Here is a 25,371-nt window from a genome sequence, read left to right on the forward strand (position 1 = left end):
AGCGAGGCGGTTGCATGAGCAAAGATCTTTTCGCGGAACGCAAAAACGAACACCTGGATATCGTTCTAGATCCGCGCCGCGCCTGTTCCAAGGCGGATACCGGCTTCTCCGCACTAAGATTCGAGCACTGCGCTATGCCTGAGTTGTGTCTGAACGACATCGATATCCGCAGTTCGCTTTTTGGACGCGATCTTGCAGCGCCCTTGCTGATCAGCTCAATGACCGGTGGCGCAGCGCGGGCCGCGCAAATCAACCGTAATCTGGCCGAAGCGGCCGAGGCGCTGGGCATCGCACTGGCAGTCGGGTCGCAACGCATTGCGCTGGAAACCGGCGCTGATCAGGGCCTGACGCGGCAATTGAGACAGCTGGCGCCGTCCATACCGTTGCTGGCGAATTTCGGCGCTGCGCAGCTGGTGGCCGGCTATGGGCTGGACGAGGCGCAGCGTGCGGTGGAGATGATCGAGGCGGATGCCCTGATCATCCATTTCAATCCATTGCAGGAAGCGGTACAGGTGGGTGGTGACCGGAACTGGCGCGGCGTGTTGAGCGCGATCCAGGCACTGGCAGCGCGGCTTACGGTTCCGCTGGTGGCCAAGGAAGTGGGCGCTGGGATTTCTCCGAGCGTGGCGCAGCGATTGCTCGATGCAGGCGTGTCGGTCATTGATGTAGCCGGTGCGGGCGGCACCAGCTGGGCTGCGGTTGAGGCCGAACGCACCCTGGATCCACAACAGCGCGCCATAGCCCAGGCGTTTGCCGGTTGGGGAATTCCCAGCGCACAGGCTATCGCGTCGGTGCGTCGAGCCTGTCCGGATGCGCATCTGATCGCGTCGGGCGGCATTCGTGACGGCATTGATGTGGCCAAGGCGATTCGCCTCGGTGCTGATCTGGTTGGCCAGGCAGCCGGCGTGCTGGACGCAGCGCTGCTCGGGCCACAAGCGGTCGTCGAGCATTTTCAGGTTCTCATCCAGCAGCTGCGCATCGCCTGCTTTTGCACCGGTTCGGCCGACCTTGCGGCTTTATTGCAGGCGCCGCTGTTGCCAGCCTTCGATCCGTCTAGCGCCTGATGCGAACGCAGCGATCGGCCACTCGCAGCCGGCAAGGTGCGTTCCGATGACGCACTTCGCGGTGATCACACCGCCTTTCTATAGTCATTTGCGCGCGATGGAGGCCATCGCCGCTGAATTGCTTGCTCGCGGGCATCGTGTGACAGTCGTGCAGCAGGCGGATGTCGCTGCGGCATTGCGCCACCCATCGCTGGGCTTTCACCGGATCGGTGCCGGCTCACATCCGCCTGGCTCGCTCACCGCAGTGGTCGAACGGGCGGCACGTCCTGGCGGCCCCTGGGGCATACGTCGGGTCATCGCAGATATGGCCGCTGCGACCGAGATGTACTGTCGAGAGGCGCCGGCCGTGCTGCGCGCCATCGGCGCCGACGCCATCATCGCAGATCAGATGGAGCCTGCTGGTGGGCTGGTGGCCGAGCATCTTGGGCTGCCGTTCGTCTCGGTGGCCTGTGCGCTGCCGGTCAACCGCGAAGCGTTTGTGCCGCTGCCGGTGATGCCCTGGCGTTATCGGGCCACGGCCTGGGGCGAGCAGTTGAACCACCACAGCAGCCGCGTTTACGATCGGGCGATGCAAGCCCTTGCTGCAGTGATCGCGCGCTATGCCGCCGAGTTCGGCCTGTCGCCGCGACAGCGCCTCGATGAATGCCTGTCGCCCTTGCTGCAGCTGAGTCAGACCACCACCGGCTTCGACTTCCCGCGTATTGGATTGCCAGACCACTTTCATGGTGTCGGCCCGCTGCGTTCGGCGTTGACCGAAGAACCTGCGCTGGACTTATCCATCGTGAGCGGACGGCCGTTTGTGTTCGCTTCCCTCGGCACTTTGCAAGGTGATCGCTTCGGGCTGTTCACGCGCATTGCCGAGGCCTGCCGCGAGCTCGAGGTGCAACTGCTGATCGTCCACTGCGGCCGCCTCGATGTGCGGCAGGAAAAAAAGTTGCGACAGACCGGCGCCAGCTGGGTCACCGACTTCGCGCCGCAGCGTGCGGTGCTGGCGCGGGCCGATGCGCTGATCACCCATGCAGGGTTGAACACAGCGCTCGACGCGCTGGAAGCCGGTGTGCCGAGCCTGGCGCTGCCGATCGCCTTCGATCAACCCGGCGTTGCTGCGCGGATAGTCCATGCGGGCGTGGGGCTGAAGCTCGATCCGCGCCTGGCCAGCTGCCGAGGTATCGTACAGGCGCTACGCCGATTGTTGCGCGAGCCCGGTTTTGCCCAGCGTGCGCGAGGTCTGGGCGAGGAGATTCGCGCCGCCGGGGGTGCGCCGCGAGCGGCGCTGCTGATTGAACGGGCACTCGGCAGTAAGTGGCCGGCAGTGCAGGGAGCCGAGCATGGCTGATGCGGACCTGATCCTCGTCGGCGGCGGTCTGGCCAACGGGCTGTTGGCGCTGCGGTTGCAGCAGCAGCGTCCGGACCTGCGTCTGCTGATTCTGGAGCAGGGCGAAACCTTGGGCGGCAACCACACCTGGTCCTTTCACCAACACGACCTGACGCCCGCGCAACAGGCCTGGTTGGAGCCGCTCGTGGACAATCGCTGGCCGGCTTATGAGGTGATCTTTCCCAACCTTCAGCGGCGGCTGGACAGCGGTTACGCGAGCATCTTTTCGCGGCGCTTTCATCAGCACCTGATGGCCGAACTGGGCGACCGCGTGCGTCTGGGTAAAGACGTCGCCGAAGTTGAGCCACAACGGGTGCGCCTGGCGTCGGGGGTCACCCTGCAAGCCGGCGCGGTAATCGATGGGCGCGGCGCGCGCCGGACCGCCCAGCTGGCGCTGGGCTTTCAGAAGTTCCTCGGCCAGGAGCTGCGCCTGCAGCAGCCTCACGGCCTGCAACAGCCGATCATTATGGATGCGAGCGTCGCCCAGCAGGACGGCTACCGGTTCGTCTACGTCCTGCCGCTCAGCGCTGATCACCTGCTGATCGAGGACACCTATTACGCCGACGGCGATGCCGTCGCACTCGACACCTTACGCGACAACATCGAGCGCTACGCCGACGCAAAAGGCTGGCGCATCGCTGAGCGGCTGCGCGAGGAGCAGGGCGTGTTGCCCATCGTGCTGTCCGGTGATCTGCCGGCGTTCTGGGACGAGGCGCATGGTGTGCCGCAAAGCGGGTTGTCGGCGGCGCTGTTTCACCCCACCACTGGCTACTCGTTGCCCGATGCGGTGCGCTTGGCCGATCACCTGGTCGCGCTGGATCGCTGGGATGCTGGCGGTTTGTTTTCTGCGATTCGCGACTACTCAATGGCGCAATGGCGCCAGCGCGGATTCTTCCGCCTGCTCAATCGCATGTTGTTTCTGGCTGGCCCGGCCGATCGCCGTTGGGCGGTGATGCAGCGCTTTTACCGCCTGCGCGAACCGCTGATCCAGCGCTTCTACGCTGCGACCCTGACCACCTGGGACCGCTTGCGCATCGTCTCGGGCAAACCTCCCGTACCGGTGGGCGAGGCGCTGCACGCGCTGGCCGCCCGTAATCTTCACAAGGACAAGCGATGAACGAGCCAGCAGGCGATGTACCCAAGCGGGCGGTGGTGATCGGCGCCGGATTTGGCGGCCTGGCGCTGGCGATCCGCCTGCAGCGTAGCGGCGTACAGACCACACTGCTGGAGAAACGCGACAAGCCGGGCGGCCGCGCCTACGTCTATCACGACCAGGGTTTTACCTTCGATGCCGGCCCGACGGTGATCACCGACCCGCAGGCCCTCGAAGAATTGTTCACCGGCGCGGGCAAGCGCATGGCCGACTATGTCGAGCTGCTGCCGGTCAGCCCGTTCTACCGGCTGTGCTGGGAAGACGGCTACAGCTTCGATTACGTCAATGACCAGGCGGAGCTGGACAGGCAAATCCATGCGTTGAACCCCAAGGATGTCGCCGGATACCAACGCTTCCTCGCCTATTCCCGTGCGGTGTACGAGGAAGGCTACGTCAAGCTGGGAACCGTGCCCTTTCTGTCGTTTCGCAGCATGATCGGCGTCGCCCCGCAGTTGGCCAAGCTGCAGGCTTGGCGCAACGTGTACAGCATGGTGTCGAGCTTTGTGGAGAACGACCGGCTGCGGCAGGCCCTGTCCTTTCACTCTCTGCTGGTGGGCGGCAACCCATTCGAAACATCGTCGATCTACACGCTGATCCATGCGCTGGAGCGCCAGGGCGGCGTCTGGTTTCCGCGTGGTGGCACTGGTGCACTGGTGCAGGGCATGGTCCGGCTGTTCGAGGATATGGGTGGCACGCTGGAGCTGAACGCCGAGGTCGCTCGCATCGAACTGGTAGGAGGGCGAGCAAAGGCCTTGGTGACTCAGGATGGCCGCCGCTTCGAGACCGATGCTGTGGCGTCGAACGCCGATGTGGTGAATACCTACAAGCAGTTATTGGGCCACGAGCAGCGCGGACGTGACGAGGCGCAGCGGCTGAGCGGCAAGCGTTTCTCGATGTCGCTGTTCGTCATCCATTTCGGCCTCAAGCGACGCCATGAGCACCTGCAGCATCACACCGTGTGCTTCGGTCCGCGCTACCGGGAGTTGATCGACGAAATTTTCAAATGCGAAACCCTGGCCGACGACTTTTCCCTATACCTGCATGCACCCTGTGTGACCGACCCGTCGCTGGCACCTGAAGGCTGCGCCAGTCATTACGTGCTGGCGCCGGTGCCGCATCTGGGCACGGCCGATATCGACTGGACGGTGGAGGGGCCCAAGTACCGCGACCGCATCTTCGAATACCTCGAGCGTCACTACATTCCGGGCCTGCGCGAGGACCTGGTCACCCACCGGATCTTCACGCCGCACGATTTCCGTGACGAGCTAAACGCGCATCTTGGCTCAGCGTTCTCGCTGGAGCCAATCCTCACCCAGAGCGCCTGGTTCCGGCCGCACAACCGCGATGACACGATTCCTAACCTCTACATCGTTGGCGCCGGCACCCATCCCGGCGCAGGCGTACCCGGCGTGGTGGGCTCGGCCAAAGCTACAGCTGGATTGATGCTGGAGGATTTCGCCCGATGAACGATCAGGTCATCGATCACTCGACGCAAGCGATCAATGTCGGCTCCAAGAGCTTTGCTGCGGCGGCGAGACTGTTCGACGAGCGCACCCGCCAGAGCGCGGTGATGCTCTACGCCTGGTGCCGGCACTGCGATGACGTGATCGATGGCCAGATCCTCGGCCATGGCCAGGTCGACGGCGACCGCTCCACCGGCGAGGCGCGCCTCACCGAGCTGGTGGAGCTGACCGAACGCGCCTATGCCGGCGAGCCGATGAGCGATCCGGCGTTCGCCGCGTTTCAGCAGGTCATTCAACGCCACCAGATCCCACGGGAATATCCCTTGGAGCATCTGGCGGGCTTTCGCATGGATGTGCAGGATTATCAGTACCAGACCCTCGACGACACGCTGCTCTACTGCTATCGCGTCGCCGGCGTGGTGGGCCTGATGATGGCCAAGGTGATGGGCGCCGAAGCCGAGCCGACCCTGGATCGCGCCTGCGATCTGGGGCTGGCGTTTCAGCTGACCAACATTGCGCGAGACATCGTCGAGGACGCGGAGATTGGGCGCGTTTACCTGCCGGCTGACTGGTTGGCCGAAGCGGGAATCCCGCCGGATGAAATTGTCCTGCCGCAGTACCGCGCTGCATTGTCGACCTTAGCGACGCGGCTGGTCGAACTGGCCGAGCCCTATTACCAATCGGCGGCGCAGGGGTTGCGTGATCTGCCATTGCGCTCGGCCTGGTCGATCGCCACGGCACACGGCGTTTATCGGCAGATCGGCATCGAGGTGAAGGCGCGCGGCGCGGCCGCTTGGGATACGCGGGTCTCGACTAGCAAGGTGCAGAAGCTGCAATTTCTGCTCGGCGGTGGCGTGCTGGCGCTGGCCTCGCGGCGGATGCCGGTCAGGCCGCGTCCTGCTGCTTTGTGGCGACGTCCGCGCTAGCCTACAAGCAACCGTTGAAACCTGCTGGCCCTAGGCTAGGCGGCGTTGAAAGCAACTTCGGAGTGCTCATTTGCAGCACGTAAACTCCGTTTTCTCAGCGCGCCCTGAGTGTATTCGCCTTGCCTGGCCATCGCTCGCTACGATTTCAGTGGCGGCTTGTTTTGCGCAGTGGTCCGTCATGCAATTCGCGCAATTGCTGTTTCAGGACGGCGACTGGCGGCGCGTAGAGGAAGCCGAAGGATACGCAGCGTTCCTTGCCTTCCACTGCATGGTGCAAACGATGAGCCTGGTAAAGACGCTTGAGGTAGCCGTTGCGCGGCACGTAGCGTAGCGGCCAACGGTGATGAACCAGCCCGTCATGGGCAACGAAATACAGCAGGCCGTACGCGGTCATGCCGGCGCCAATCCACTCCAGCGGGCCGTAGCCGGCGGTGCCGAGCGCGATCAGCACGATCGCGACGCCAGCGAACACCACAGCGTACAGATCATTCTTCTCGAACCAGCCGCTGCGCGGCTCGTGGTGGGACTTGTGCCAGCCCCAGCCCCAGCCGTGCATCACATACTTGTGCGCCCACCAGGCGAACAGCTCCATGCCGGCCAAGGTGGCGAGAAATACCAATGTATTGGTCAGCACGGTCATATCCGATCCGTTCGCTTTGCAGATTGCACCAGTCTACTCGTTGGGCAGCGCCGGCCGGTGCGGCGCCGACGCTTGGCAGTGGCCTGTCTCAACGTGCCAGCCGGCCCCCAGCGCCTCGGTCAGTTGCATCGCCGGAACGGCACGGCAGCCGCTGGTGTTCTGCCCCGCCCAGAGCGGCGAGAAATGATCGATCCCCAGGCTTTCGGTCTTGGCCCGCAGCGCACTGATCGCGTTGCCTGCCAGCGGAAACGCCGGCACCGCAGCGGGCCGAGGCCCCAGTTCGCGGATGATTCGATTGACCATGCCGCGTGCTGGTCGCCCGGTGAACAGCGTGGTCAGCACGGTGTGCTGCGCGGCGGGACTCTGCAATGCCTGACGGTGCAAGGGGCTGGCGCGGCTCTCGTCACACAGCAGATAGGCGGTGCCGATCTGCACGCCCGCCGCGCCGAGCGTCTGCGCGGCGGCGACACCGCGCGCATCGGCGATCCCTCCGGCGGCGATCACCGGAATGTCCAGCGCGCCAACCAGCCGCGGCAACAGGGCGAAGGTGCCGATCTGGCCGTCGATATCTTCGCTGAGAAAGATGCCGCGATGACCGCCTGCTTCGACGCCCTGGGCGATCACCGCATCCACACCCTGTTCCTGCAGCCAGCGGCCTTCTTCAAGCGTCGTGGCGCTGGATAGGATCTTCGCGCCGGTGGCCTGTACGCGCTGCAGCAACTCGTGAGCAGGCAGCCCGAAATGGAAGCTGACAACAGGCGGGCGGTGCCGCTCGACCACCTCGGCCATCGCCGCGTCGAAGGGTTGGCGCGTGGCTCCGTTGGGGATGCTCGCCGGGTCGATTTGCAGCTCTTCGAGAAACGGCGCCAGCAGCGCCAGCCAGGCTTCGTGGCGTGCGGGATCGGCTGTCGGCGTCTGATGGCAGAAAAAATTGACGTTGTAGGGCTTGCGCGTCAGCGCGGCCATGGCTGTCAGTTCGGCATCCAGGGTCTCGGCATTGAGCATGCCGGCGGGAATCGAGCCGAGCCCGCCAGCCTCGGATACCGCTGCAGCGAGCTGATGGTTCTGCGATCCGGCCATCGGTGCCTGGATGACTGGCAGCGTGATCTGGAAGAGGTCGCGTATATCCATCGAAGGTCCTATGCGCTGGCTGGCGGAGTTGCCACTGTAGCAGCCATCTGTCGTCGTTTTGCATGGCGTATCGCGCCCCCTGCGAAACAGGTCGCTGCGCAGTTAGACTGTGCGCTCTTCAGGAGTGCCCGATGAACTACCGCCACGCTTTTCACGCCGGCAATCACGCCGACGTCTTCAAACATCTCGTATTGTCCCGGCTGTTTGCCTTGCTGGCCCGCAAGGACGCGCCTCTTGCCTATCTCGACAGCCACGCTGGCGTCGGTCTGTATGACCTGGCCGGCGACCAGGCCAGTCGTACCGGAGAATGGCTGCAGGGCATTGCGCGGCTGTGGCAGGCCGAGGATGTCCCGGCGATGGCGAAGCCTTATCTGGATGTGATTCGTGCACTCAACCCTGACGGCGCCCTGCGTTACTACCCCGGCTCGCCAGAACTGGCGCGACAGCTGACGCGCCCGCAGGATCGTCTGCAGCTCAACGAGAAACACCCCGAAGATGGCCGCCTGCTGAAAGACAACATGGCCGGCGACCGCCGCGTAGCGGTGCATTTGGGCGAAGGCTGGCATGTGCCGCGAGCGTTGATGCCGACCGCGGAAAAGCGCGTCGTGTTGCTGATCGATCCGCCATTCGAGAAGGCCGATGAGCTGAGTCGCTGTGTCCAAGCACTGTCCGAAGCGCTCGGCCGCATGCGCCAGACCATTGGCGTGATCTGGTATCCGATCAAAGATGAACGCCAACTCAGGCGTTTCTATCAGGATCTGTCGCGTAGCGGTGCGCCAAAACTGTTGCGCGCCGAACTGTTCGTCCACCCCACCGATGAGGCGCTGCGGCTGAACGGCTCGGGCCTGGCCATCGCCAACCCTCCATGGGGGCTGGAAGAGGAGTTGCGCGAACTGCTGCCTTGGCTGGCCACATTGCTGGAGCAAAGCGAGGGCGGCTGGCGGCTGGACTGGTTGATCGAAGAGGCCTGACCGTAGCAGAGCTGTTGTCTGCACGTAGTTTGGTGGGCTGAAGCCCACCCTACGGTCGGTTAGTCAAGTTGGAGCCGATGGGTGGACCAGGCGGCACTCCGTTTTCAACCCACCCGGAACATGGTGAACAGGGGGTAGTGAAGCCGGCAACCCTCCGCTTTGAGTCGTAGGGTGGGCTTCAGCCCACCGATGAACCCCGGCGCTAGATCCGTCGGGACTCCGATTGGCCCATCTCGTTTGCTCTGACTTCCAGCTAAAAAAGCTTCAGCGGCTCTTCCTGCAGCGCGGACATCTGCTCACGCAGAATCAGCACCTGATCGCCCCAATAACGCTCCGTGCCAAACCACGGAAAGCTCATCGGAAAGGCCGGATCGTCCCAGCGGCGTGCCAGCCAGGCGCTGTAGTGCAGCAAGCGCAGAGCGCGAAGGGCTTCGATCAGCGGTAGTTCGCGTGGCGCGAAATCATGGAATTCGTTGTAGCCGTCAACCAACTCGGACAGTTGCCCGAGCCGCTCGTGACGCTCACCGGCAAGCATCATCCAGATATCCTGCACCGATGGGCCCATGCGGCAATCGTCCAGATCGACCAGATGGAAAGCGTCGTCGCGGGCGAGGATGTTGCCGGGGTGGCAGTCGCCGTGCAGGCGGATCGGCTGGAATTCGGTGCGGTTGAAGACCTCATCGACGCGCTTCAGCAGATCGCGTGCCACCGACTCGTAGGCCGGCAGCAGGCTTTTCGGCACGGAGCCACCATCGAGCAAGGTCGCCAGCGATTCGTGACCGAAGTGCTGAGCATTCAACGTTTCGCGGTGTTCGAAGGGCCGGCTGGCACTGACCGCGTGCATGCGGCCGAGTAATTGGCCCAAGCGATAGAGCTGGTCGAGATTGCCCGGCTCCGGCGCGCGCCCTCCGCGACGGGGAAAGAGCGCGAAGCGAAAACCGGCATGCTCGAACAGTGTTTCGCCGTTGCGCTCCAATGGCGCCACCACCGGAATCTCGCGGTCAGCCAGTTCAATGGAAAACTGATGCTCTTCGAGGATCGCCTCGTTGCTCCAGCGGCCCGGGCGGTAGAACTTCGCGACCACGGGCACCTCGTCTTCGATGCCCACCTGGTAGACCCGGTTTTCATAGCTGTTCAACGCCAACACGCGCGCATCGCTGATAAAGCCCGCACTTTCCACCGCATCGAGCACAAGGTCAGGCGTGAGAGTGTCGAAGGGATGGCTCATGGTCGGCTCCGCGAATGGGCCGGTCAGTGTATTGCACCCGGGCTTTTAAACAACCGCATGGCTTGCCGCAAGTCTAGGCTGGCGCAATCGCCGGGAGGGGCTGTCCGTGAAAGCGGTGCCATGTAGGACGAAACATGCGGAGCCTGGGTTCGCGCGCATGGCTCGCTCCGCTCGTGGTTTCAGGTATCCCCCGGCTTCGGCGTGCGCGCCAGACAATACACATCGACTCGTACAGCGCCGGCGCGTTTCAACAGACGAGCCAGTGCTTCGGCAGTGGCGCCGGTAGTAAGTACGTCGTCGACGATTGCGATGTGACGTCCGGCGAGTCTCTCTTGGTCAGCCAGGCGAAACGCTTGTCGCAAATTTCGGCGCCGGCTCGCAGCGTCGAGTTGTTGTTGCGATTGAGTGTCCTGAACCCGTTGCAGCAGTTGCATATCGACCGGGACCGCCAGTGCCGGGCTCAGCCAGTCGGCGATCATTTTCGCCTGATTGAAACCTCGCTTTCGCAGCCGCTTGCGCGCCAGCGGGACCGGCAGAAGCACGTCGGGACGCGGCAGACCTTCGGCGTAGGCGTGTTGCAGATGGCGAGTCAGCTGCTCCGCCAGCAATCTCCCCAGCGGCCAGCGTGACTGGTGCTTGAAGCGGGTGATCAGGCTGTCTACGGGAAAGGCGAAGCGCCAGGGTACTGCGACGTGATCGAAGGTGGGTGGGCGTTTGAGGCAGTCGCCACAGATCAGGCCTGACGTTGGTAGCGGCAGCGCGCAGATCGAGCACTGACCGTCGAGCCAAGGCAAATCGGCTTCGCAGGGCGCGCACGGCGATTGGTCGGCTTCGCAGCGTTCATCGCAAAGTTGGCAGTAGTGCTTATATTTTAACCAGTCGTAAACCATGATTCCTTTCCAGGTTGACAGCCACATCGCCTTGGCTAACCATTTCGCATCCGTGCCAGGCCGCCGAGCCGCTATTAATTACAAGGAATGCCCATGAGCGCCACCGCCGCTTCCGTTACCCGTCACGACTGGAGCCTCGCCGAAGTCAAGGCGCTCTTTGAACAACCGTTCAACGACCTGATCTTCCAGGCTCAGGGCGTGCATCGCCAGCACTTCGATGCCAACCGCGTCCAGGTTTCGACATTGTTGTCGATCAAAACTGGCGCCTGCCCGGAAGACTGTAAGTACTGCCCGCAGTCGGGCCACTACAACACCGGCCTTGATAAAGAAAAACTGATGGAAGTGCAAAAGGTGCTGGATGCCGCGGCTGACGCCAAAGCCATCGGTTCGACGCGCTTCTGCATGGGCGCGGCCTGGAAGCATCCGTCCGCCAAGGACATGCCCTACGTATTGAAAATGGTCGAGGGCGTGAAAGCCCTGGGGTTGGAAACCTGCATGACCCTCGGCAAGCTCGATCAGGAACAGACCAAAGCACTGGCGGCGGCGGGCCTGGACTATTACAACCACAACCTCGACACCTCGCCTGAGTTCTACGGCAACATCATCACCACCCGCACCTACGCTGACCGTCTGGAGACCCTGAGCTACGTGCGCGAGTCGGGGATGAAGATCTGCTCCGGCGGCATCCTCGGCATGGGTGAATCGCTGGACGACCGCGCCGGCCTGCTGATCCAACTGGCCAACCTGCCGGAGCATCCTGAATCGGTACCGATCAACATGCTGGTCAAAGTGAAAGGCACGCCGCTGGCCGAGGAGCAGGACGTCGATCCCTTCGACTTCATTCGCATGCTCGCCGTGGCGCGGATCATGATGCCCAAGTCCCACGTGCGCCTGTCGGCTGGTCGCGAGCAGATGAACGAGCAGATGCAGGCCCTGGCCTTCCTCGCCGGCGCCAACTCGATTTTCTACGGCGAAAAGCTGCTGACCACCGGCAACCCGCAGGCCGACAAGGACATGCTGTTGTTCAAGCGCCTGGGCATCCAGCCCGAAGCGCGTGAGGAGCACGATGACGAAGTGCATCAGGCCGCCATCGAGCAGGCGCTGGTCGAGCAGCGCGATTCGAAGCTGTTCTATAACGCGGTCGTATAAACACGGAGCTGGAAGCCTTAAGCCGGAAGCATGAAGCGATTCGGCGCCGCTTCCAGCTTCAGGCCTCCAGCTTCGAGCTTATTCATGTCCTTTGACCTGCAATCCCGCCTCGCGGCCCGCTGTGCCGAACATCTTTACCGCCAACGACCCTTGCTGGAAACACCGCAGCAGCCGGAAGCGACCGTCGATGGCGAGCGGCTGCTGGCTTTCTGTTCCAATGACTATCTGGGGCTTGCGAATCACCCCGAGGTGATCGCCGCGATGCAGCAGGGCGCGGCGAAATGGGGCGTCGGCGGTGGCGCCTCGCATCTGGTGATCGGCCACAGCACGCCGCATCACGAGTTGGAAGAGGCGCTGGCGGAATTCACCGGACGGCCGCGTGCGCTGCTGTTTTCCACTGGCTATATGGCCAATCTTGCAGCTGTCACGGCGTTGGTGGGGCAGGGCGATACGGTGCTGGAGGATCGCCTCAACCATGCTTCGCTGCTCGATGCCGGCCTGCTGTCCGGCGCGCGTTTTTCCCGATACCTGCACAACGATACGGCTAGCCTGGCCAAGCGACTAGAGAAGGCTAGCGGCAATACGCTGGTGGTCACCGATGGTGTGTTCAGCATGGACGGCGATCTGGCCGACCTGCCGACGCTGTGCGCTGAGGCCAAGCGCCGCGATGCCTGGGTGATGGTCGATGACGCCCACGGTTTCGGCCCGCTGGGCAAAACCGGCAGCGGCATCGTCGAACATTTCGGGCTGGGCATCGATGACGTGCAGGTTCTGGTCGGCACCCTAGGCAAGGCCTTCGGTACGGCGGGCGCTTTCGTTGCCGGCAGCGAGGAGCTGATCGAGACGCTGATCCAGTTCGCTCGGCCCTACATCTATACGACTAGCCAGCCACCGGCCGTCGCCTGTGCAACGCTCAAGAGTCTCGAATTGCTGCGCCGTGAAGGCTGGCGCCGTGAGCACCTAAACCGGCTGATCGCCCGCTTCCGCCAGGGCGCCGCCGACATCGGCCTGACTCTGATGGACAGCCCGACGCCGATCCAGCCGATTCTGGTCGGCAGCAGCGAGCGGGCCCTGGCTTTGTCCGCTGCGCTCAAGGCGCGCGGCATTCTGGTCGGCGCGATCAGGCCGCCCACCGTGCCGGTCGGCAGTGCGCGGCTGCGCGTGACCTTCAGTGCGTTGCACAGCGAGGCGCACGTGGAACGACTGCTGGATATCCTGGCCGAATGCTGGAATCGATTGGCCGAGGAGCCTGAAGCGGATGCGTGATCAGCTGATTTTGCTGCCCGGATGGGCGTTCGGCCCGGCTGCGTTGCAGCCTTTGTACGAGGCACTGACCGAGCTCGCACCGGATATTGAGGTGATCATCGAACCCTTGCCCGAGCTGGCAGACGCCAATGCCTGGTTCGATGAACTCGACCGGCGTGTACCACACGACAGCTGGCTGGCCGGCTGGTCGCTGGGCGGCATGCTCGCCGCTCAGCTGGCGGCGCGACGCCTGGATACCTGCCGCGGGTTGATCACCATCGCCAGTAACCCCTGCTTCCGCGCCCGCCCGCAATGGCCGGAAGGCATGGCGCCGGAAATCTTCGATGCCTTTCACGAGGCGTTCCGGCTCGATCCTGAAGAAACCCTCAAGCGCTTCCGTTCGCTGTGCAGCCGCGGTGGTTACGATCCGCGAACGCTGGCGCGCCAGCTGCTGGTCAGCCAGTCGGAGTCTGCGCCGGCCGTGCTGGACGCCGGCCTGCAGTTGTTGGCGGAGCTGGATGGGCGCGCGGCCCTGCATGGTTATTTTGGTCGTCAGCTGCATCTGTTCGCCGATGGTGACGCACTGGTTCCGGCGGCCGCCTGCGATGCGTTGCGGCGCTGGATGCCCGGAATAGAGACTAAAATGATTCCAGGCGCGAGCCATGCGCTGGCTCTGGAACGCGCTGATGATGTCGCGGCGGAGATGGTGGCATTTATCAGAGGCAGCGCTGTATGAGTGAATGGGTTGCGGTGACGCCTGCCAATGCCGCATCCGGCCTGCCGGACAAACGCCTGGTCGCCGCATCGTTCTCCCGTGCCGCCGCTAGCTATGACGCCGTGGCCGAGCTGCAGCGCACCGTCGGCAGCGCATTGATCGAACGGTTGCCGACTGATCTGCAACCCTCGCGCTGGCTCGATCTGGGTGCAGGCACCGGTTACTTTTCGAGGGTTTTGGCGAGTCGCTTTTCTACAAGCGAAGGTGTCGCGCTGGATATCGCCGAAGGTATGTTGCGCCATGCACGGCCTCAAGGCGGCGCGGCTGCGTTCATTGCCGGCGATGCTGAATGCCTGCCGCTGCGAGATGCATCGGTCGATCTGGTCTTTTCCAGTCTGGCGCTGCAATGGTGTGAAGATTTTTCCGCCGTACTGAGCGAGGCGAAAAGGGTGCTGCGTCCAGACGGCGTTCTGGCCTTTACCAGTCTGTGCAGCGGCACCCTGCAGGAGCTGCGTGACAGCTGGCAAGCAGTGGACGGTTTTACTCACGTCAATCGCTTTCGTTCCCTGGAGGTTTACCAGCAGCTCTGCGCCGCCAGTGGATTGCAGCTGGACCGGCTCGATGTCGAGCCCCAGGTGCTGCACTTCGCCGAGCTGCGTCAGCTGACCCATGAGCTCAAGGCGCTCGGTGCGCACAATCTGAATCCCGGTCGTTCCGGCCGTCTTACCGGCCGTGTGCGCATTCGCGCATTGATTGATGCGTACGAGCAGTTCCGCACACCGAGCGGGCTGCCGGCGACCTATCAGGTGGTATACGGCGTGTTGCGCAAGGATTTCTGAGATGACCGCGGTTTTTTTCGTCACCGGTACCGATACCGAAGTCGGCAAGACCACCGTCGCCGCCGGGCTGCTACATGCGGCGCGGCTGGCGGGGCACAGCACGGCTGCGGCGAAGCCGGTGGCGTCGGGGTGCAAGATGTCCGTTGATGGGTTGCGCAACAGCGACGCGCTGGCGTTGCTCGGCGAATGCACGCTGCCGCTGCGCTACGAGGAGGTCAATCCGTTCGCCTTCGAGCCGGCCATTGCGCCGCATCTGGCCGCGCGCGAAGCCGCTGTCGAATTAAGCGTGGCGGCGCTCGCGAAGCCGGTTCGGCAGATATTGGCGTTGCAGGCACAATTCTCGCTGGTGGAAGGCGCCGGCGGTTGGCGCGTGCCGCTGGCCGGTCGCGAAAGTCTGTCCGATCTCGCTGTGCAGCTGGGATTGCCGGTGATTCTAGTCGTCGGGGTTCGCCTGGGCTGCATCAATCACGCTTTGCTCACGGCCGAGGCCATCGAGCGCGACGGGTTACGGTTGGCGGGCTGGGTTGCCAACATCGTCGATCCGGCAACGTCGCGGCTGGAGGAAAACCTCACCACGCTGGCCGAGCGTCTGCCAGCGCCTTGCCTTGGGCGGGTGCCACACCTATCCGAGGCGTGTCCCGCCGAGGTTGCGCGCTATCTGGATATCGGGCCGCTCTTCCCGGCTTGTTGATGCTTCAGGTCCGCTTATAACGATGCGTTACTGGCGGCTGAGCTTCAGCTCTGCTTCAATGATGGCGAATTGACTACCTGGAAGTCGCACATGCAGATCTCCAATCTCCTCTCTTCCGGTCTGGCCGCTTTTCAGGCCGGCCAGCAGCGCGTCGATGATGCCGGCGCTGCGATCGCCGCCGATACGTTGCCGGTTGCCGAAAATTCTCAAACAGTTGCCGATGCCGTCGAGCTGACCGAGCAGCTGATCCAGATGAAGGTCGGCGAGCACGCGGCGAAAGCCGGCGCACGGATGTTGCAGAGCGCAGATGAAGTGCTTGGCACTTTAATTAATACCAAAGCCTGACTCCCTCCGGTCGGTCTCTCCGAAATCCCTCCATCCTCGGGCTGTTGCTGTTTCGCTGTGTGCCGTGTTGCTGCGCGGTATGGCGTTTCTTGTCGTTTGTTTGAAATGACCAAGCAATGGACAGCCCCTACGGGCCATCTCTTTCTAGACTCTCATTAGAAGGGCGCTCCGACCAACGGCGTTCTGGCCCCTGCTTGACATCGCGCAGGGCGAAACGTATGTTTCAAACGACTGTTTGACCTGCCATGTGGCGGTCACTATCCAAACCAAGAGTGGCCGGTCGGTCACCTGAATCAAAGAGCCCACCGCTGAGGTTTACGCTATGCCTGATTACAAGGCCCCCTTGCGCGATATCCGTTTCGTACGTGACGAACTGCTCGGCTACGAAGCGCACTATCAGAGCCTTCCGGGTTGTGAAGACGCCACCCCGGACATGGTCAATGCCATTCTCGACGAAGGCGCCAAGTTCTGTGAGCAGGTCATCGCCCCGCTGAATCGCGTCGGTGACCTCGAAGGCTGCACCTGGAGCGAGTCGGGCGTAAAAACGCCGACTGGCTTCAAGGAGGCCTACCAGCAGTTCGTCGAAGGCGGCTGGCCGAGCCTGGCCCACGACGTCGAGCACGGCGGTCAGGGCCTGCCGGAGTCGCTGGGCATGGCCATCAGCGAGATGGTCGGTGAAGCCAACTGGTCCTGGGGCATGTACCCCGGCCTGTCCCATGGCGCGATGAACACCCTGCACGCCCACGGCACGCCCGAGCAGCAGGCCACCTATCTGACCAAGCTGGTATCCGGCGAGTGGACCGGCACCATGTGTCTGACCGAGCCGCATTGCGGCACTGACCTGGGCATGCTGCGCACCAAGGCCGAGCCTCAGGCCGACGGCAGCTACAAGATCAGCGGCACCAAGATCTTCATCTCCGCGGGCGAGCACGACATGGCCGACAACATCGTCCATATCGTACTGGCCCGTCTGCCCGATGCGCCGCAAGGCACCAAGGGCATTTCGCTGTTCATCGTGCCCAAGTTTTTACCAAAAGACGGCCTGCCGAACGCCGAAGGCGGTGTCGGTGAGCGCAACGGCGTGTCCTGTGGCTCGCTGGAGCACAAGATGGGCATTCACGGCAACGCCACCTGCGTGATGAACTTCGATAGCGCTACCGGCTTCCTGATCGGCCCGCCGAACAAGGGCCTGAACTGCATGTTCACCTTTATGAACACCGCACGTCTGGGCACCGCTCTGCAGGGCCTGGCCCATGCCGAGATCGGTTTCCAAGGTGGTATCAAGTACGCTCGCGAGCGTCTGCAGATGCGTTCGCTGACTGGTCCCAAGGCGCCCGAGAAAGCCGCTGACCCGATCATCGTCCATCCGGACGTGCGCCGCATGCTGCTGACCATGAAGGCCTTCGCCGAAGGCAATCGCGCGATGCTCTATTTCGCCGCCAAGCAGGTCGACATCACTCAGCGCAGTCAGGACGAGGAGCAGCGCAAGGCCGCAGATGCAATGCTGGCCTTCCTCACTCCGATCGCCAAGGCGTTCATGACCGAAGTGGGCTTCGAAGCCGCCAACCACGGCGTGCAGATTTACGGTGGACACGGCTTCATCGCCGAGTGGGGCATGGAGCAGAACGTACGTGACAGCCGTATCTCCTGCTTGTACGAAGGTACTACTGGCATTCAGGCACTCGACCTGCTGGGCCGCAAGGTGCTGATGACCCAGGGCGAAGCGCTGAAAGGCTTCACCAAGGTGGTGCACAAGTTCTGCCAGGCCAACGAAGGCAACGAGTCGATCAAGCAGTTCGTCGAGCCGCTGGCTAAGCTGAACAAGGAGTGGGGCGATCTGACCATGAAGGTCGGCATGGCTGCGATGAAAAACCGCGAAGAAGTCGGTGCCGCTTCGGTGGATTACCTGATGTACTGCGGTTACGCCTGCCTGGCCTACTTCTGGGCCGACATGGCGCGCCTGGCGTCCGAGAAGATCGCAGCCGGCGAAGACAGCGATGGCTTCTACACCGCCAAGGTGCAGACGGCGCGCTTCTACTTCCAGCGCATCCTGCCGCGCACTCGCACCCACATCGAAACCATGCTGTCCGGTGCTGACAACCTGATGGATATGGACGAGGCTCACTTCGAGCTGGCGTACTAAGGTTGTGCTGAGCTGAGATCCGTTGCCTTGGCAATGGACTCAGCTGATGACGAACCCCGCTAATCGCGGGGTTTCGCCTTTATAAGGCAGTCGTTATGAAGGCGTGCCGTGGAGCGATCGGATAGACCACCGATAGCCGCGTGACGCGCTACCGTCGTTACTTGAATCACTGCTTCGCCGGTGGCCTTTCATTCCGAGCAAAAGGTGCTCACGCTCGATCTGAGATGATCGCCTGATCGAGTTAATGGCACAATGCCTGGTTCTCGCGACCATCTGCCGGAGCCGTCGTGCCTCGCCTGAATGCTGCACGCCTTGTTAGTCATCTGTATGCACCGCTGGCCTTGCTATTCGGCTCGCTGATCGCTGCGCGGCAGACGAATCTCAACGAGTTCTTCACGTCATTGTTCAACGTGCTGCCGACCGTTCTGCTATTGCTCGGTGGCGCGTTCTGTATCGCCTACGCGCGGGTCCGCGAGGGTTTCCTGCTGCTGGTGGTCTATCTCGTCTATTTTCTGTTGGACACCCAGGTCGATCATTACCGGCTTACAGGTGCTTTATTGCCGGAAGCGGTGCTGACATTTCATCTCTGTAGCCTGCTTTCACCCGCGCTTTATGGGCTGTATGCGCTGTGGCGTGAGCGTGCTCATCTGTTGCAGGACGGCCTGGCGCGCCTCGCTGTGCTGTTCGCCGCGTCGATGTTGGCGCTGGCCCTGGCGCGACGATTCCCCGAGGCCACGCTCGACTGGTTGGTAGAGATTCGTTGGCCCTCCCTGCAGACGGACTGGTTGTCACTGATCCAACTGGCCTATCCGGTTTTTCTGGTGGCGCTGACTGGCTTGCTGGTGCAATACCTGCGGCGTCCGCGCCCGGTGCATGCTGCTCAGTTCGTCGCGCTGATTGGTTTGCTGCTGATGCTGCCGCAGGTGTTCAGTCGGCCGGGCACGCTCAATGTTATGAGTAGCCTGCTGATGTTGATGCTGGTGGTAGCGATCGCGCAGGAGGCCTACCAGATGGCGTTTCGTGACGAGCTGACCGGCCTTCCCGGGCGCCGGGCGCTCAACGAACGGCTACAGCGGCTGGGGCGCAATTACGTCATCGCCATGGCCGATGTGGATCGCTTCAAAGCGTTCAATGACACCCATGGCCATGACGTCGGCGACCAGGTGCTGCGACTGGTTGCGAGCCGGTTGCGCAAGGTGGGCGGCGGCGGGCGTGCCTATCGTTACGGCGGCGAAGAGTTCGCGCTGGTGTTTCCGGGCCGCGATCTGGAGCACTGTCTGGTGCATCTGGAGGCCGTCCGGCAGGCGGTCGAGGACTATCCATTGCAGCTACGGGATAAGTCGAATCGGCCAAAGGATGCGGAGCGAGGGCGGCAGCGTCGTGGTGCCAGTTCGGCGGCGTCAGTCTCGGTGACCATCAGCATTGGCGTGGCCGAGCGGCTGATCACGCAGCGCAGCCCGGAGGAAGTTATCAAAAGCGCTGATCAGGCGCTTTATAGCGCCAAGAGTGCAGGGCGCAACTGCATTCGCTCGCATGGCGAGAATCGGCGTGGCGCGGTACGGACGGCAAAGCGTTCGGCCGCTGATACCTAGCGGCCGTGGCGACGCAATCACGCCACCTCAATGGCGCCAGCATGAGAACCAGTCGGTCACTTTAAGACGCTTCGGGCGCCGATTGGTCTTCAGTTAGACTCGCAAAACTCCTGCGGCCAACCGGCCCGGCGTCATGTTTTCTGCGAGGTCTCTCCCATGGCTGATTACAAAGCACCGTTGCGCGATATGCGATTCGTCCTGAATGAAGTCTTCGATGCCCCGAAGCTCTGGCAGACGTTGCCAGCGCTGGCTGAGGTCGTGGACGCGGAAACCGCCGATGCCATTCTTGAGGAGGCGGGCAAGATCACCGCCAATACCATCGCCCCGCTCAACCGCAGCGGCGACGAGGAAGGCTGTCACTGGACCGATGGCGCGGTCAGCACGCCGGCCGGTTATCCCGAAGCCTATCGCCTGTATGCCGAAGGTGGCTGGGTCGGCGTGGGTGGCGACCCGGCCTACGGCGGTATGGGCATGCCCAAGGCGATCTCGGCTCAGGTCGAAGAAATGATGAACTCCGCCAGCTTGGCATTCGGCCTCTATCCGATGCTGACCTCTGGCGCCTGCCTGTCGGTCTACGCCCACGCCAGCGAAGAGCTGAAACAGAAGTATTTGCCGAACATGTATGCCGGAACCTGGGCTGGCTCGATGTGCCTGACAGAGCCGCATGCCGGCACGGACCTGGGCATCATCCGCACCAAGGCCGAGCCGCAGGCCGACGGCAGCTACAAAGTCAGCGGGACCAAGATTTTCATTACCGGCGGGGAACACGACCTGACCGAGAACATCATTCATCTGGTGTTGGCCAAGCTGCCGGATGCGCCGGCCGGCTCGCGTGGTATCTCGCTGTTCCTCGTTCCCAAGGTGATGGTCAATGAGGACGGTTCGCTGGGCGAGCGCAATTCGCTGTCTTGCGGTTCCATCGAGCACAAGATGGGCATCCAGGCTTCGGCGACCTGCGTGATGAACTTCGACGGTGCGACCGGCTGGATGGTCGGCGAGCCGAACAAGGGCCTGGCGGCGATGTTCACCATGATGAATTACGAGCGGCTGGGTGTTGGCATCCAGGGCTTGGCGACCGGCGAGCGTTCCTACCTGAGTGCCATCGAATATGCGCGCGAGCGTGTGCAAAGCCGCGCTCCGACCGGCCCTGTCGCGCAGGACAAGGTGGCCGATCCGATCATCGTGCACCCGGACGTTCGGCGCATGCTGCTGACCATGAAAGCGCTGAACGAGGGCGGCCGCGCGTTTTCCAGCTACGTTGCGTTGCAGCTGGATATCGCCAAGTTCAGCGAGGATGCCGAGGCGCGTCAGCGCGCCGAAGCGCAGGTTGCGCTGCTGACGCCGGTGGCCAAGGCGTTCCTCACAGACATGGGGTTGGAAACCACGGTGCATGGCCAGCAGATATTCGGCGGTCATGGCTTCATTCGCGAGTGGGGCCAGGAGCAGCTGGTGCGCGACTGCCGTATCACTCAGATCTACGAGGGCACCAACGGTATCCAGGCGCTGGATCTGCTGGGCCGCAAGGTTGTAGGCAGCGGCGGTGAACTCTACAACGCTTTTGCAGAAGAGATTCGAAGCTACTGCTCTACCACGAGCGCCGAGTTGGACGAATTCGTGGCGCCGCTCAAGGCAGCGCTGGAAAATCTCGATGAGCTCACTGCGTTCGTCCTCGATAGCGCCAAGCGCAACCCTAATGAAATAGGTGCCGCCTCGGTCGAATATCTGCATGTGTTCGGCTACACCGCGTACGCCTATATGTGGGCTCGCATGGCGGGCGCTGCGTTGGGTAAGGAAGGACAGGACGATTTCTATGCCAGCAAACTCGGCACGGCACGTTTCTTCTTCGCGCGCCTGCTGCCCCGTATTCATTCGCTGAGCGCATCGGTCCGGGCGGGAAGCGACTCGCTCTATCTGCTCGACGCAGCACAGTTCTGAACGCTTAACCCGTAAAGGCACAATGAAATTAATTAGCCAGCTCTGGGAACAAGGCGCCACTACGCCAGTCATAGTTCCGCATCGTTTGTAGTCAATGGCTTACAGAGTGACCTAGGGAAGGGTTTTCTGTAAGCCTTTGCTTACAAATCGCGGTGCAGATGGCTACTACAGGTTTATTCGGCTGAACGGTAGTCTTTTGCGCTATGGACGCCGCGTAGGGAAGCGCATAGAAAACACGGAAGCGTAGCGGAACGACGCCAGGAAGGCGCAAGTCACGGATGTCAGGATTCAGTCTGCAAAGGCCCCGCTTCGGCGGGGTTTCTTTTTTTGCGGAACCCTTTCGCAAAGACTGGCAAGAAGCATCGCCCGAGCACTGCTGCGTGATGCTCAGGCATTAATGCTTGAATCTCAGAGTGGCATGCAGACGCCAGTGCTACCCAGCCCACAGTAACCGCCCGGATTCTTCGCCAGATATTGCTGGTGATAAGCCTCGGCGTAATAGAACGCAGGGGCTTCAGCAATCTCCGTGGTGATGCCGCCAAGCCCATGCCTGGTCAACTCTGCCTGGAAACGCTCCTCGCTGGCACGCGCTTCGTTCAGTTGGGCTTCGTCGAGGCAGTAGATCGCCGATCGATATTGGGTGCCAATATCGTTGCCCTGCCGCATGCCTTGGGTCGGATTGTGCGCCTCCCAGAATAGCTTGAGCAGTTCGCGGTAACTGATTTGCTGTGGGTCAAAAACGACCAGCACGGCCTCGGTGTGCCCGGTGAGGCCGGAGCAGACTTCTTCATACGTGGGGTTTGGCGTGTGGCCTCCGGCATAGCCCACCGCGGTGGTCCAGACGCCAAATTGCTCCCAGAACCGCCGCTCCGCCCCCCAGAAGCAGCCCATGGCGAACAGTGCCTGCTGCAAGTGGGCCGGGAAGGGTGGCTGTAGCGGGTTGCCGTTGACGAAATGCGCCTCGGGTACCGGAACCGCGGTGGCACGTCCGGGTAGCGCCTGTCCGGCATCGGGTAGCGCCTGTTTTTGAACAAGAATTTGTGAGCGCAGAGTCATGATGATCCTCGAGCCTGGAGTAAGGAGCTGCTGGGAGCCTAGGCTATCAAGCGGACAATACCAAAACGCTGCCGCCAGTCTGTACGCTGACGAAAGGCTCAGATCCAGTGCGGATAACGGCTGAGCGAGCCGACGAGCTGGGTGCCGGGTATGGGTTTGTCGAATAGGTAGCCCTGGCCGATATCGCAACGCTGATGGCGCAGAAACGTCAGCTGCTCGGTGGTTTCGATGCCTTCGGCGACGACTTTCAGATTGAGGTTGCGGGCCATGGCGATCACCGCAGAAGTGATTTCGATATCGTCCTGGTTGCCGGGAATGTCCTTGATGAAGCTTCGATCGATCTTGATGACGTCGATGGGAAACTTCTTCAGATAGCTCAACGATGAGTAGCCGGTGCCGAAGTCATCCATCGCCAGCGTTACACCGAGCGCCTTCAGGCCAATCAGCTGCTGGCGTGTCTCCTCGGTAGCTTCGAGCAATAGGCTTTCGGTCAGCTCCAGTTCCAGGCAACCTGGAGGCAGCTGCTCTTCGGAAAGAATGGCGGCAATCGAGTCAACCAGGTCAGGGTCGGAGAACTGTTTCGGCGAAAGGTTTATCGCCATCTGCGGCGCGCCGATGCCCAGCGCCGCGAGCTTTATGCCCATCCGGCAGGCCTCGCGCGCGACCCACTTGCCAATCGGGATGATCAGCCCGGTTTCTTCGGCAACGCTGATGAACTGATCCGGGCGGATCATGCCCTTTTCCGGGTGATTCCAGCGCAGCAGCGCTTCCAGCCCTTGCAGTCGCCCGGTCCGCAGGCAAAGCTTGGGTTGGTAGAAAACTTCGAGCTCGTTCTGCGCCAGCGCGCGGCGCAGATTGTTTTCCACGAACAGCTTGTAGTTGGCCTCGGCATGCAGGGCTTCGGTGAATACCTGCACCTGATTCTTACCGTTGGCCTTGGCTTTGTGCAGGGCCTGGCCGGCGTGTTTCATCAGGGTTTCTGGATCGTGGCCGTGCAGCGGGGCGCAGGCCAGACCCAGGGAGCCGCTGACGCTGATCAGCTGCTTGTCGACGAACAACGGCTTTTCCAAAATACGCAGCACCTGATTGGCCAGGTGCTGGCCTTCTTCGAGGTCCATGCCGTCGAGCAGGAGTGCGAATTCATTGCTGGCGAAGCGGGCCAGCACGCTATCGCGGCTCAGGCTATTACGCAGGCGCCGCGCGAGGCTGGCCAGCAGCTTATCGCCGGTCTGGTGGCCAAGGCTGTCATTGATGCGCTTGAAATTGTCGATGTCCACCAGCAGCAGGCACAGCTGCGGAGTCTTGTCGTTGGCGAAGCGCTCTTCGATGCTGCGAATGAAGAAGGGGCGATTGCCGAGGCTGGTCAGGTTGTCGGTATAGGCCAAGCGTTCGATGTGTTGCTGCGCCAACTTGCTATGGGTGATGTCTTCGTAGATGCCGATGTAGTGGGTCAGCTCGCCGTTTTCGCCATACACCTTAGAGATCGAGAGCTGGCCCCAGTACGGCTCGAGATCCTTGCGTCGGCTGCGAAACTCGCCTTGCCAGCTATTGCTTTTCGCCAGATTGGATGAGGTGTCGAAAAGCAATTCGCCGAGGTTTTCCAGTGCGGTCAGTTCCGTGAGGCGACGTCCGCGGACTTCCTCTGCGGCAAATTGGGTGATGGCGGTGAAGCTCGGATTGACGTAATCGACCACGCCGTTCTTGTCGACCAAAATGAAGGCGCTTGCGCTTTGCTCTACTGCGCGCTTGAACAGATGCAGTGTATGGGTGGCGCTAAGTCTTTGCTGGTTGGCCAGCACCTGCGCGTATTGATCGGCCAGTTCGCCGACGAAAGCCACCTCATCGGCATGCCAGTTGCGCGCATTGCCCGAATGCTCCAGACAGAGCACGCCAATGACCTCACCGCCAACCCGAATGGTCGCATCCAATATGGAAATGATACTTCGCGGCCTGAAAAGGCTTTCGGTGAGTTCCCGGGTGCGGGGGTCTTCGTTGACATTGGCTACGTCGAGGGCTCGACCGCTGTGCAGCGCCTCCAGGTAGCGGGGGCACACAGCGATATCCAGCGTGGGAGGGTGCTCGTAGCTGTCGTTGTCGCGTCGATATATGGCGACGGCTTCGAGCTGGTCACCGTTCAGGTGCCAGATCGCCGCTCGGGCGATCCCATAGGCTTCGCTGGCGGCCTGGGTGATCAGCTGTGCCGCTTCGAGCTGGGGGTTGGCCGAGTTGTAGCGGTGCCGTGCCAAGCGCACGATCAGGCTCTGTTGCGCGCGTGAGCGAATCAGATGCTCTAGATGCACATCGGAGGTTTTCTGATAAAGGTCCGCCGAGAGCTTGAGCATGGAGTCTTGCAGCTGCGGAGTCGCTTCAGCTGAGCAGGCTTCGACGATCAGGTAGCCGCGCAGCAATTCCCGACCATACTGTTGGCACGGCTCGCCGATTTCTAGCAGCTCCAGCGAGCCGATCGCCGCATGCACGCAATAACGAATGGAGTAGTGGCCTTGGGCGCTTAGCTGTGCTTGGACGACGTCATGCATGTGCAGGCGCGTCGCCGGTTCCATCAGGCTGGCGTACGGTGAGTCGATCAGCGAGCATAACTCGTGCGCCGGTTGGCCCAGGTGACGTTCGCAAGCGGGATCCAGATAGAGCAACGCCCAGCTGGACTCGTTCAAACGCTCGAAACGCAGCATCCCGAGCCTGGAAGGCACTGGCAACTGCGTCACAACCTCGGTCGCCAAACGGCTGGCGGCATCGGTATGTATTTTCATCGAGCGGTTTGCTTCCAGTATGCTGCGGGAGCCGCTTCGCTAGCCGTTGTTG

The 25,371-nt window shown here is 62.2% G+C and carries 21 protein-coding genes; 15 read left to right on the forward strand and 6 right to left on the reverse strand.

What is annotated here, in order from left to right:
• The first annotated feature begins 14 nt into the window (after positions 1–14).
• Genes fni through GYM54_RS16340 form a run of 5 tightly spaced genes read left to right on the forward strand, consistent with a single transcriptional unit; the run spans position 15 to position 5,981 of the window.
• The gene (gene fni / locus GYM54_RS16320; RefSeq protein ID WP_197444926.1) at positions 15–1,064 is read left to right on the forward strand and encodes a type 2 isopentenyl-diphosphate Delta-isomerase; all 1,050 of its coding nucleotides are present in this window, start codon (positions 15–17) and stop codon (positions 1,062–1,064) included.
• Positions 1,065–1,110: 46 nt separating this feature from the next.
• Positions 1,111–2,400, forward strand: coding sequence for a glycosyltransferase (locus GYM54_RS16325; RefSeq protein ID WP_197444927.1), 1,290 nt, complete (start codon positions 1,111–1,113; stop codon positions 2,398–2,400).
• Positions 2,393–3,556 carry a lycopene beta-cyclase CrtY gene (gene crtY / locus GYM54_RS16330; RefSeq protein WP_197444928.1) on the forward strand — a complete coding sequence of 388 codons (1,164 nt, stop codon included), beginning with the start codon at positions 2,393–2,395 and terminating at the stop codon, positions 3,554–3,556. Before GYM54_RS16325 ends, crtY begins: the two co-directional genes overlap by 8 nt.
• A complete protein-coding gene (locus tag GYM54_RS16335) occupies positions 3,553–5,058 on the forward strand; it encodes a phytoene desaturase (protein WP_197444929.1) in 1,506 nt (501 codons plus the stop codon). The genes crtY and GYM54_RS16335 overlap by 4 nt, the downstream gene beginning before the upstream one ends.
• Positions 5,055–5,981: a phytoene/squalene synthase family protein gene (locus tag GYM54_RS16340; RefSeq protein WP_197444930.1), complete on the forward strand. Its 927-nt coding sequence runs from the start codon at positions 5,055–5,057 to the stop codon at positions 5,979–5,981. The genes GYM54_RS16335 and GYM54_RS16340 overlap by 4 nt, the downstream gene beginning before the upstream one ends.
• Positions 5,982–6,126: 145 nt before the next feature.
• Here GYM54_RS16340 and GYM54_RS16345 read toward each other — a convergent pair whose 3' ends face one another.
• Together GYM54_RS16345 and GYM54_RS16350 are read right to left on the reverse strand one after the other, a co-directional pair.
• Positions 6,127–6,621: a sterol desaturase family protein gene (locus GYM54_RS16345; RefSeq protein ID WP_197444931.1), complete on the reverse strand. Its 495-nt coding sequence runs from the start codon at positions 6,619–6,621 to the stop codon at positions 6,127–6,129.
• A gap of 33 nt (positions 6,622–6,654) precedes the next feature.
• On the reverse strand, positions 6,655–7,752 hold the full coding sequence (locus tag GYM54_RS16350; protein WP_197444932.1) for a nitronate monooxygenase family protein: 1,098 nt from the start codon (positions 7,750–7,752) through the stop codon (positions 6,655–6,657).
• Positions 7,753–7,883: 131 nt separating this feature from the next.
• Here GYM54_RS16350 and GYM54_RS16355 point away from each other — a divergent pair, with 131 nt between their 5' ends.
• Positions 7,884–8,723 (forward strand): 23S rRNA (adenine(2030)-N(6))-methyltransferase RlmJ, encoded by an 840-nt coding sequence (locus tag GYM54_RS16355; protein WP_131649620.1) that lies wholly within the window; start codon positions 7,884–7,886, stop codon positions 8,721–8,723.
• A gap of 253 nt (positions 8,724–8,976) precedes the next feature.
• Here the strand turns inward: GYM54_RS16355 and GYM54_RS16360 are convergent, their stop codons facing one another.
• Both GYM54_RS16360 and GYM54_RS16365 read right to left on the reverse strand, forming a co-directional pair.
• A complete protein-coding gene (locus GYM54_RS16360; RefSeq protein ID WP_197444933.1) occupies positions 8,977–9,951 on the reverse strand; it encodes a serine/threonine protein kinase in 975 nt (324 codons plus the stop codon).
• A 179-nt stretch (positions 9,952–10,130) separates the two neighbouring features.
• A complete protein-coding gene (locus GYM54_RS16365) occupies positions 10,131–10,841 on the reverse strand; it encodes a ComF family protein (RefSeq protein WP_197444934.1) in 711 nt (236 codons plus the stop codon).
• 93 nt (positions 10,842–10,934) lie between these two features.
• Between GYM54_RS16365 and bioB the strand changes: the two genes are divergently transcribed.
• The 9 genes from bioB to GYM54_RS16410 all read left to right on the forward strand — a co-directional run bounded on the left by bioB (position 10,935) and on the right by GYM54_RS16410 (position 21,495).
• Positions 10,935–11,990 (forward strand): biotin synthase BioB, encoded by a 1,056-nt coding sequence (gene bioB / locus GYM54_RS16370; protein WP_131649623.1) that lies wholly within the window; start codon positions 10,935–10,937, stop codon positions 11,988–11,990.
• Positions 11,991–12,074: 84 nt separating this feature from the next.
• Positions 12,075–13,256, forward strand: coding sequence for an 8-amino-7-oxononanoate synthase (gene bioF, locus GYM54_RS16375; RefSeq protein WP_197444935.1), 1,182 nt, complete (start codon positions 12,075–12,077; stop codon positions 13,254–13,256).
• Positions 13,249–13,971 (forward strand): alpha/beta fold hydrolase, encoded by a 723-nt coding sequence (locus tag GYM54_RS16380; RefSeq protein ID WP_197444936.1) that lies wholly within the window; start codon positions 13,249–13,251, stop codon positions 13,969–13,971. Before bioF ends, GYM54_RS16380 begins: the two co-directional genes overlap by 8 nt.
• A complete protein-coding gene (bioC, locus tag GYM54_RS16385) occupies positions 13,968–14,789 on the forward strand; it encodes a malonyl-ACP O-methyltransferase BioC (protein WP_181099681.1) in 822 nt (273 codons plus the stop codon). Before GYM54_RS16380 ends, bioC begins: the two co-directional genes overlap by 4 nt.
• Before the next feature lies 1 nt (position 14,790).
• Positions 14,791–15,480, forward strand: coding sequence for a dethiobiotin synthase (gene bioD, locus GYM54_RS16390; RefSeq protein WP_197444937.1), 690 nt, complete (start codon positions 14,791–14,793; stop codon positions 15,478–15,480).
• A 90-nt stretch (positions 15,481–15,570) separates the two neighbouring features.
• Positions 15,571–15,825 (forward strand): hypothetical protein, encoded by a 255-nt coding sequence (locus GYM54_RS16395; RefSeq protein ID WP_181099685.1) that lies wholly within the window; start codon positions 15,571–15,573, stop codon positions 15,823–15,825.
• A gap of 322 nt (positions 15,826–16,147) precedes the next feature.
• Positions 16,148–17,968, forward strand: a complete 1,821-nt coding sequence (locus tag GYM54_RS16400; RefSeq protein WP_197444938.1) for an acyl-CoA dehydrogenase C-terminal domain-containing protein — start codon at positions 16,148–16,150, stop codon at positions 17,966–17,968.
• A 287-nt stretch (positions 17,969–18,255) separates the two neighbouring features.
• Positions 18,256–19,560, forward strand: coding sequence for a diguanylate cyclase (locus GYM54_RS16405; protein WP_197444939.1), 1,305 nt, complete (start codon positions 18,256–18,258; stop codon positions 19,558–19,560).
• A gap of 156 nt (positions 19,561–19,716) precedes the next feature.
• Positions 19,717–21,495, forward strand: a complete 1,779-nt coding sequence (locus GYM54_RS16410; RefSeq protein ID WP_197444940.1) for an acyl-CoA dehydrogenase C-terminal domain-containing protein — start codon at positions 19,717–19,719, stop codon at positions 21,493–21,495.
• Between the two features lie 408 nt (positions 21,496–21,903).
• On the opposite strand, the gene msrA is transcribed toward GYM54_RS16410, so the two are convergent.
• Together msrA and GYM54_RS16420 are read right to left on the reverse strand one after the other, a co-directional pair.
• Positions 21,904–22,551 carry a peptide-methionine (S)-S-oxide reductase MsrA gene (gene msrA, locus GYM54_RS16415; RefSeq protein WP_181099693.1) on the reverse strand — a complete coding sequence of 216 codons (648 nt, stop codon included), beginning with the start codon at positions 22,549–22,551 and terminating at the stop codon, positions 21,904–21,906.
• A gap of 98 nt (positions 22,552–22,649) precedes the next feature.
• Complete coding sequence (locus tag GYM54_RS16420; protein WP_197444941.1) at positions 22,650–25,319, reverse strand: bifunctional diguanylate cyclase/phosphodiesterase; 2,670 nt, start codon at positions 25,317–25,319, stop codon at positions 22,650–22,652.
• Positions 25,320–25,371: the final 52 nt, after the last annotated feature.

This window comes from Pseudomonas sp. MTM4 (assembly GCF_019355055.1).
Classification (GTDB): Bacteria; Pseudomonadota; Gammaproteobacteria; order Pseudomonadales; family Pseudomonadaceae; genus Stutzerimonas.

Excerpts from the sequence above, each read along its gene's own strand:
- bioF (WP_197444935.1), top strand. The coding sequence starts at position 12,075 with ATGTCCTTTGACCTGCAATCCCGCCTCGCGGCCCGCTGTGCCGAACAT.
- GYM54_RS16380 (WP_197444936.1), top strand. The coding sequence starts at position 13,249 with ATGCGTGATCAGCTGATTTTGCTGCCCGGATGGGCGTTCGGCCCGGCT.
- msrA (WP_181099693.1), bottom strand. The coding sequence starts at position 22,551 with ATGACTCTGCGCTCACAAATTCTTGTTCAAAAACAGGCGCTACCCGAT.
- bioC (WP_181099681.1), top strand. The coding sequence starts at position 13,968 with ATGAGTGAATGGGTTGCGGTGACGCCTGCCAATGCCGCATCCGGCCTG.
- GYM54_RS16420 (WP_197444941.1), bottom strand. The coding sequence starts at position 25,319 with ATGAAAATACATACCGATGCCGCCAGCCGTTTGGCGACCGAGGTTGTG.
- GYM54_RS16355 (WP_131649620.1), top strand. The coding sequence starts at position 7,884 with ATGAACTACCGCCACGCTTTTCACGCCGGCAATCACGCCGACGTCTTC.
- GYM54_RS16395 (WP_181099685.1), top strand. The coding sequence starts at position 15,571 with ATGCAGATCTCCAATCTCCTCTCTTCCGGTCTGGCCGCTTTTCAGGCC.
- crtY (WP_197444928.1), top strand. The coding sequence starts at position 2,393 with ATGGCTGATGCGGACCTGATCCTCGTCGGCGGCGGTCTGGCCAACGGG.
- GYM54_RS16335 (WP_197444929.1), top strand. The coding sequence starts at position 3,553 with ATGAACGAGCCAGCAGGCGATGTACCCAAGCGGGCGGTGGTGATCGGC.
- bioB (WP_131649623.1), top strand. The coding sequence starts at position 10,935 with ATGAGCGCCACCGCCGCTTCCGTTACCCGTCACGACTGGAGCCTCGCC.
- GYM54_RS16410 (WP_197444940.1), top strand. The coding sequence starts at position 19,717 with ATGGCTGATTACAAAGCACCGTTGCGCGATATGCGATTCGTCCTGAAT.
- GYM54_RS16350 (WP_197444932.1), bottom strand. The coding sequence starts at position 7,752 with ATGGATATACGCGACCTCTTCCAGATCACGCTGCCAGTCATCCAGGCA.
- bioD (WP_197444937.1), top strand. The coding sequence starts at position 14,791 with ATGACCGCGGTTTTTTTCGTCACCGGTACCGATACCGAAGTCGGCAAG.
- GYM54_RS16340 (WP_197444930.1), top strand. The coding sequence starts at position 5,055 with ATGAACGATCAGGTCATCGATCACTCGACGCAAGCGATCAATGTCGGC.
- GYM54_RS16400 (WP_197444938.1), top strand. The coding sequence starts at position 16,148 with ATGCCTGATTACAAGGCCCCCTTGCGCGATATCCGTTTCGTACGTGAC.
- fni (WP_197444926.1), top strand. The coding sequence starts at position 15 with ATGAGCAAAGATCTTTTCGCGGAACGCAAAAACGAACACCTGGATATC.
- GYM54_RS16345 (WP_197444931.1), bottom strand. The coding sequence starts at position 6,621 with ATGACCGTGCTGACCAATACATTGGTATTTCTCGCCACCTTGGCCGGC.
- GYM54_RS16325 (WP_197444927.1), top strand. The coding sequence starts at position 1,111 with ATGACGCACTTCGCGGTGATCACACCGCCTTTCTATAGTCATTTGCGC.
- GYM54_RS16360 (WP_197444933.1), bottom strand. The coding sequence starts at position 9,951 with ATGAGCCATCCCTTCGACACTCTCACGCCTGACCTTGTGCTCGATGCG.
- GYM54_RS16365 (WP_197444934.1), bottom strand. The coding sequence starts at position 10,841 with ATGGTTTACGACTGGTTAAAATATAAGCACTACTGCCAACTTTGCGAT.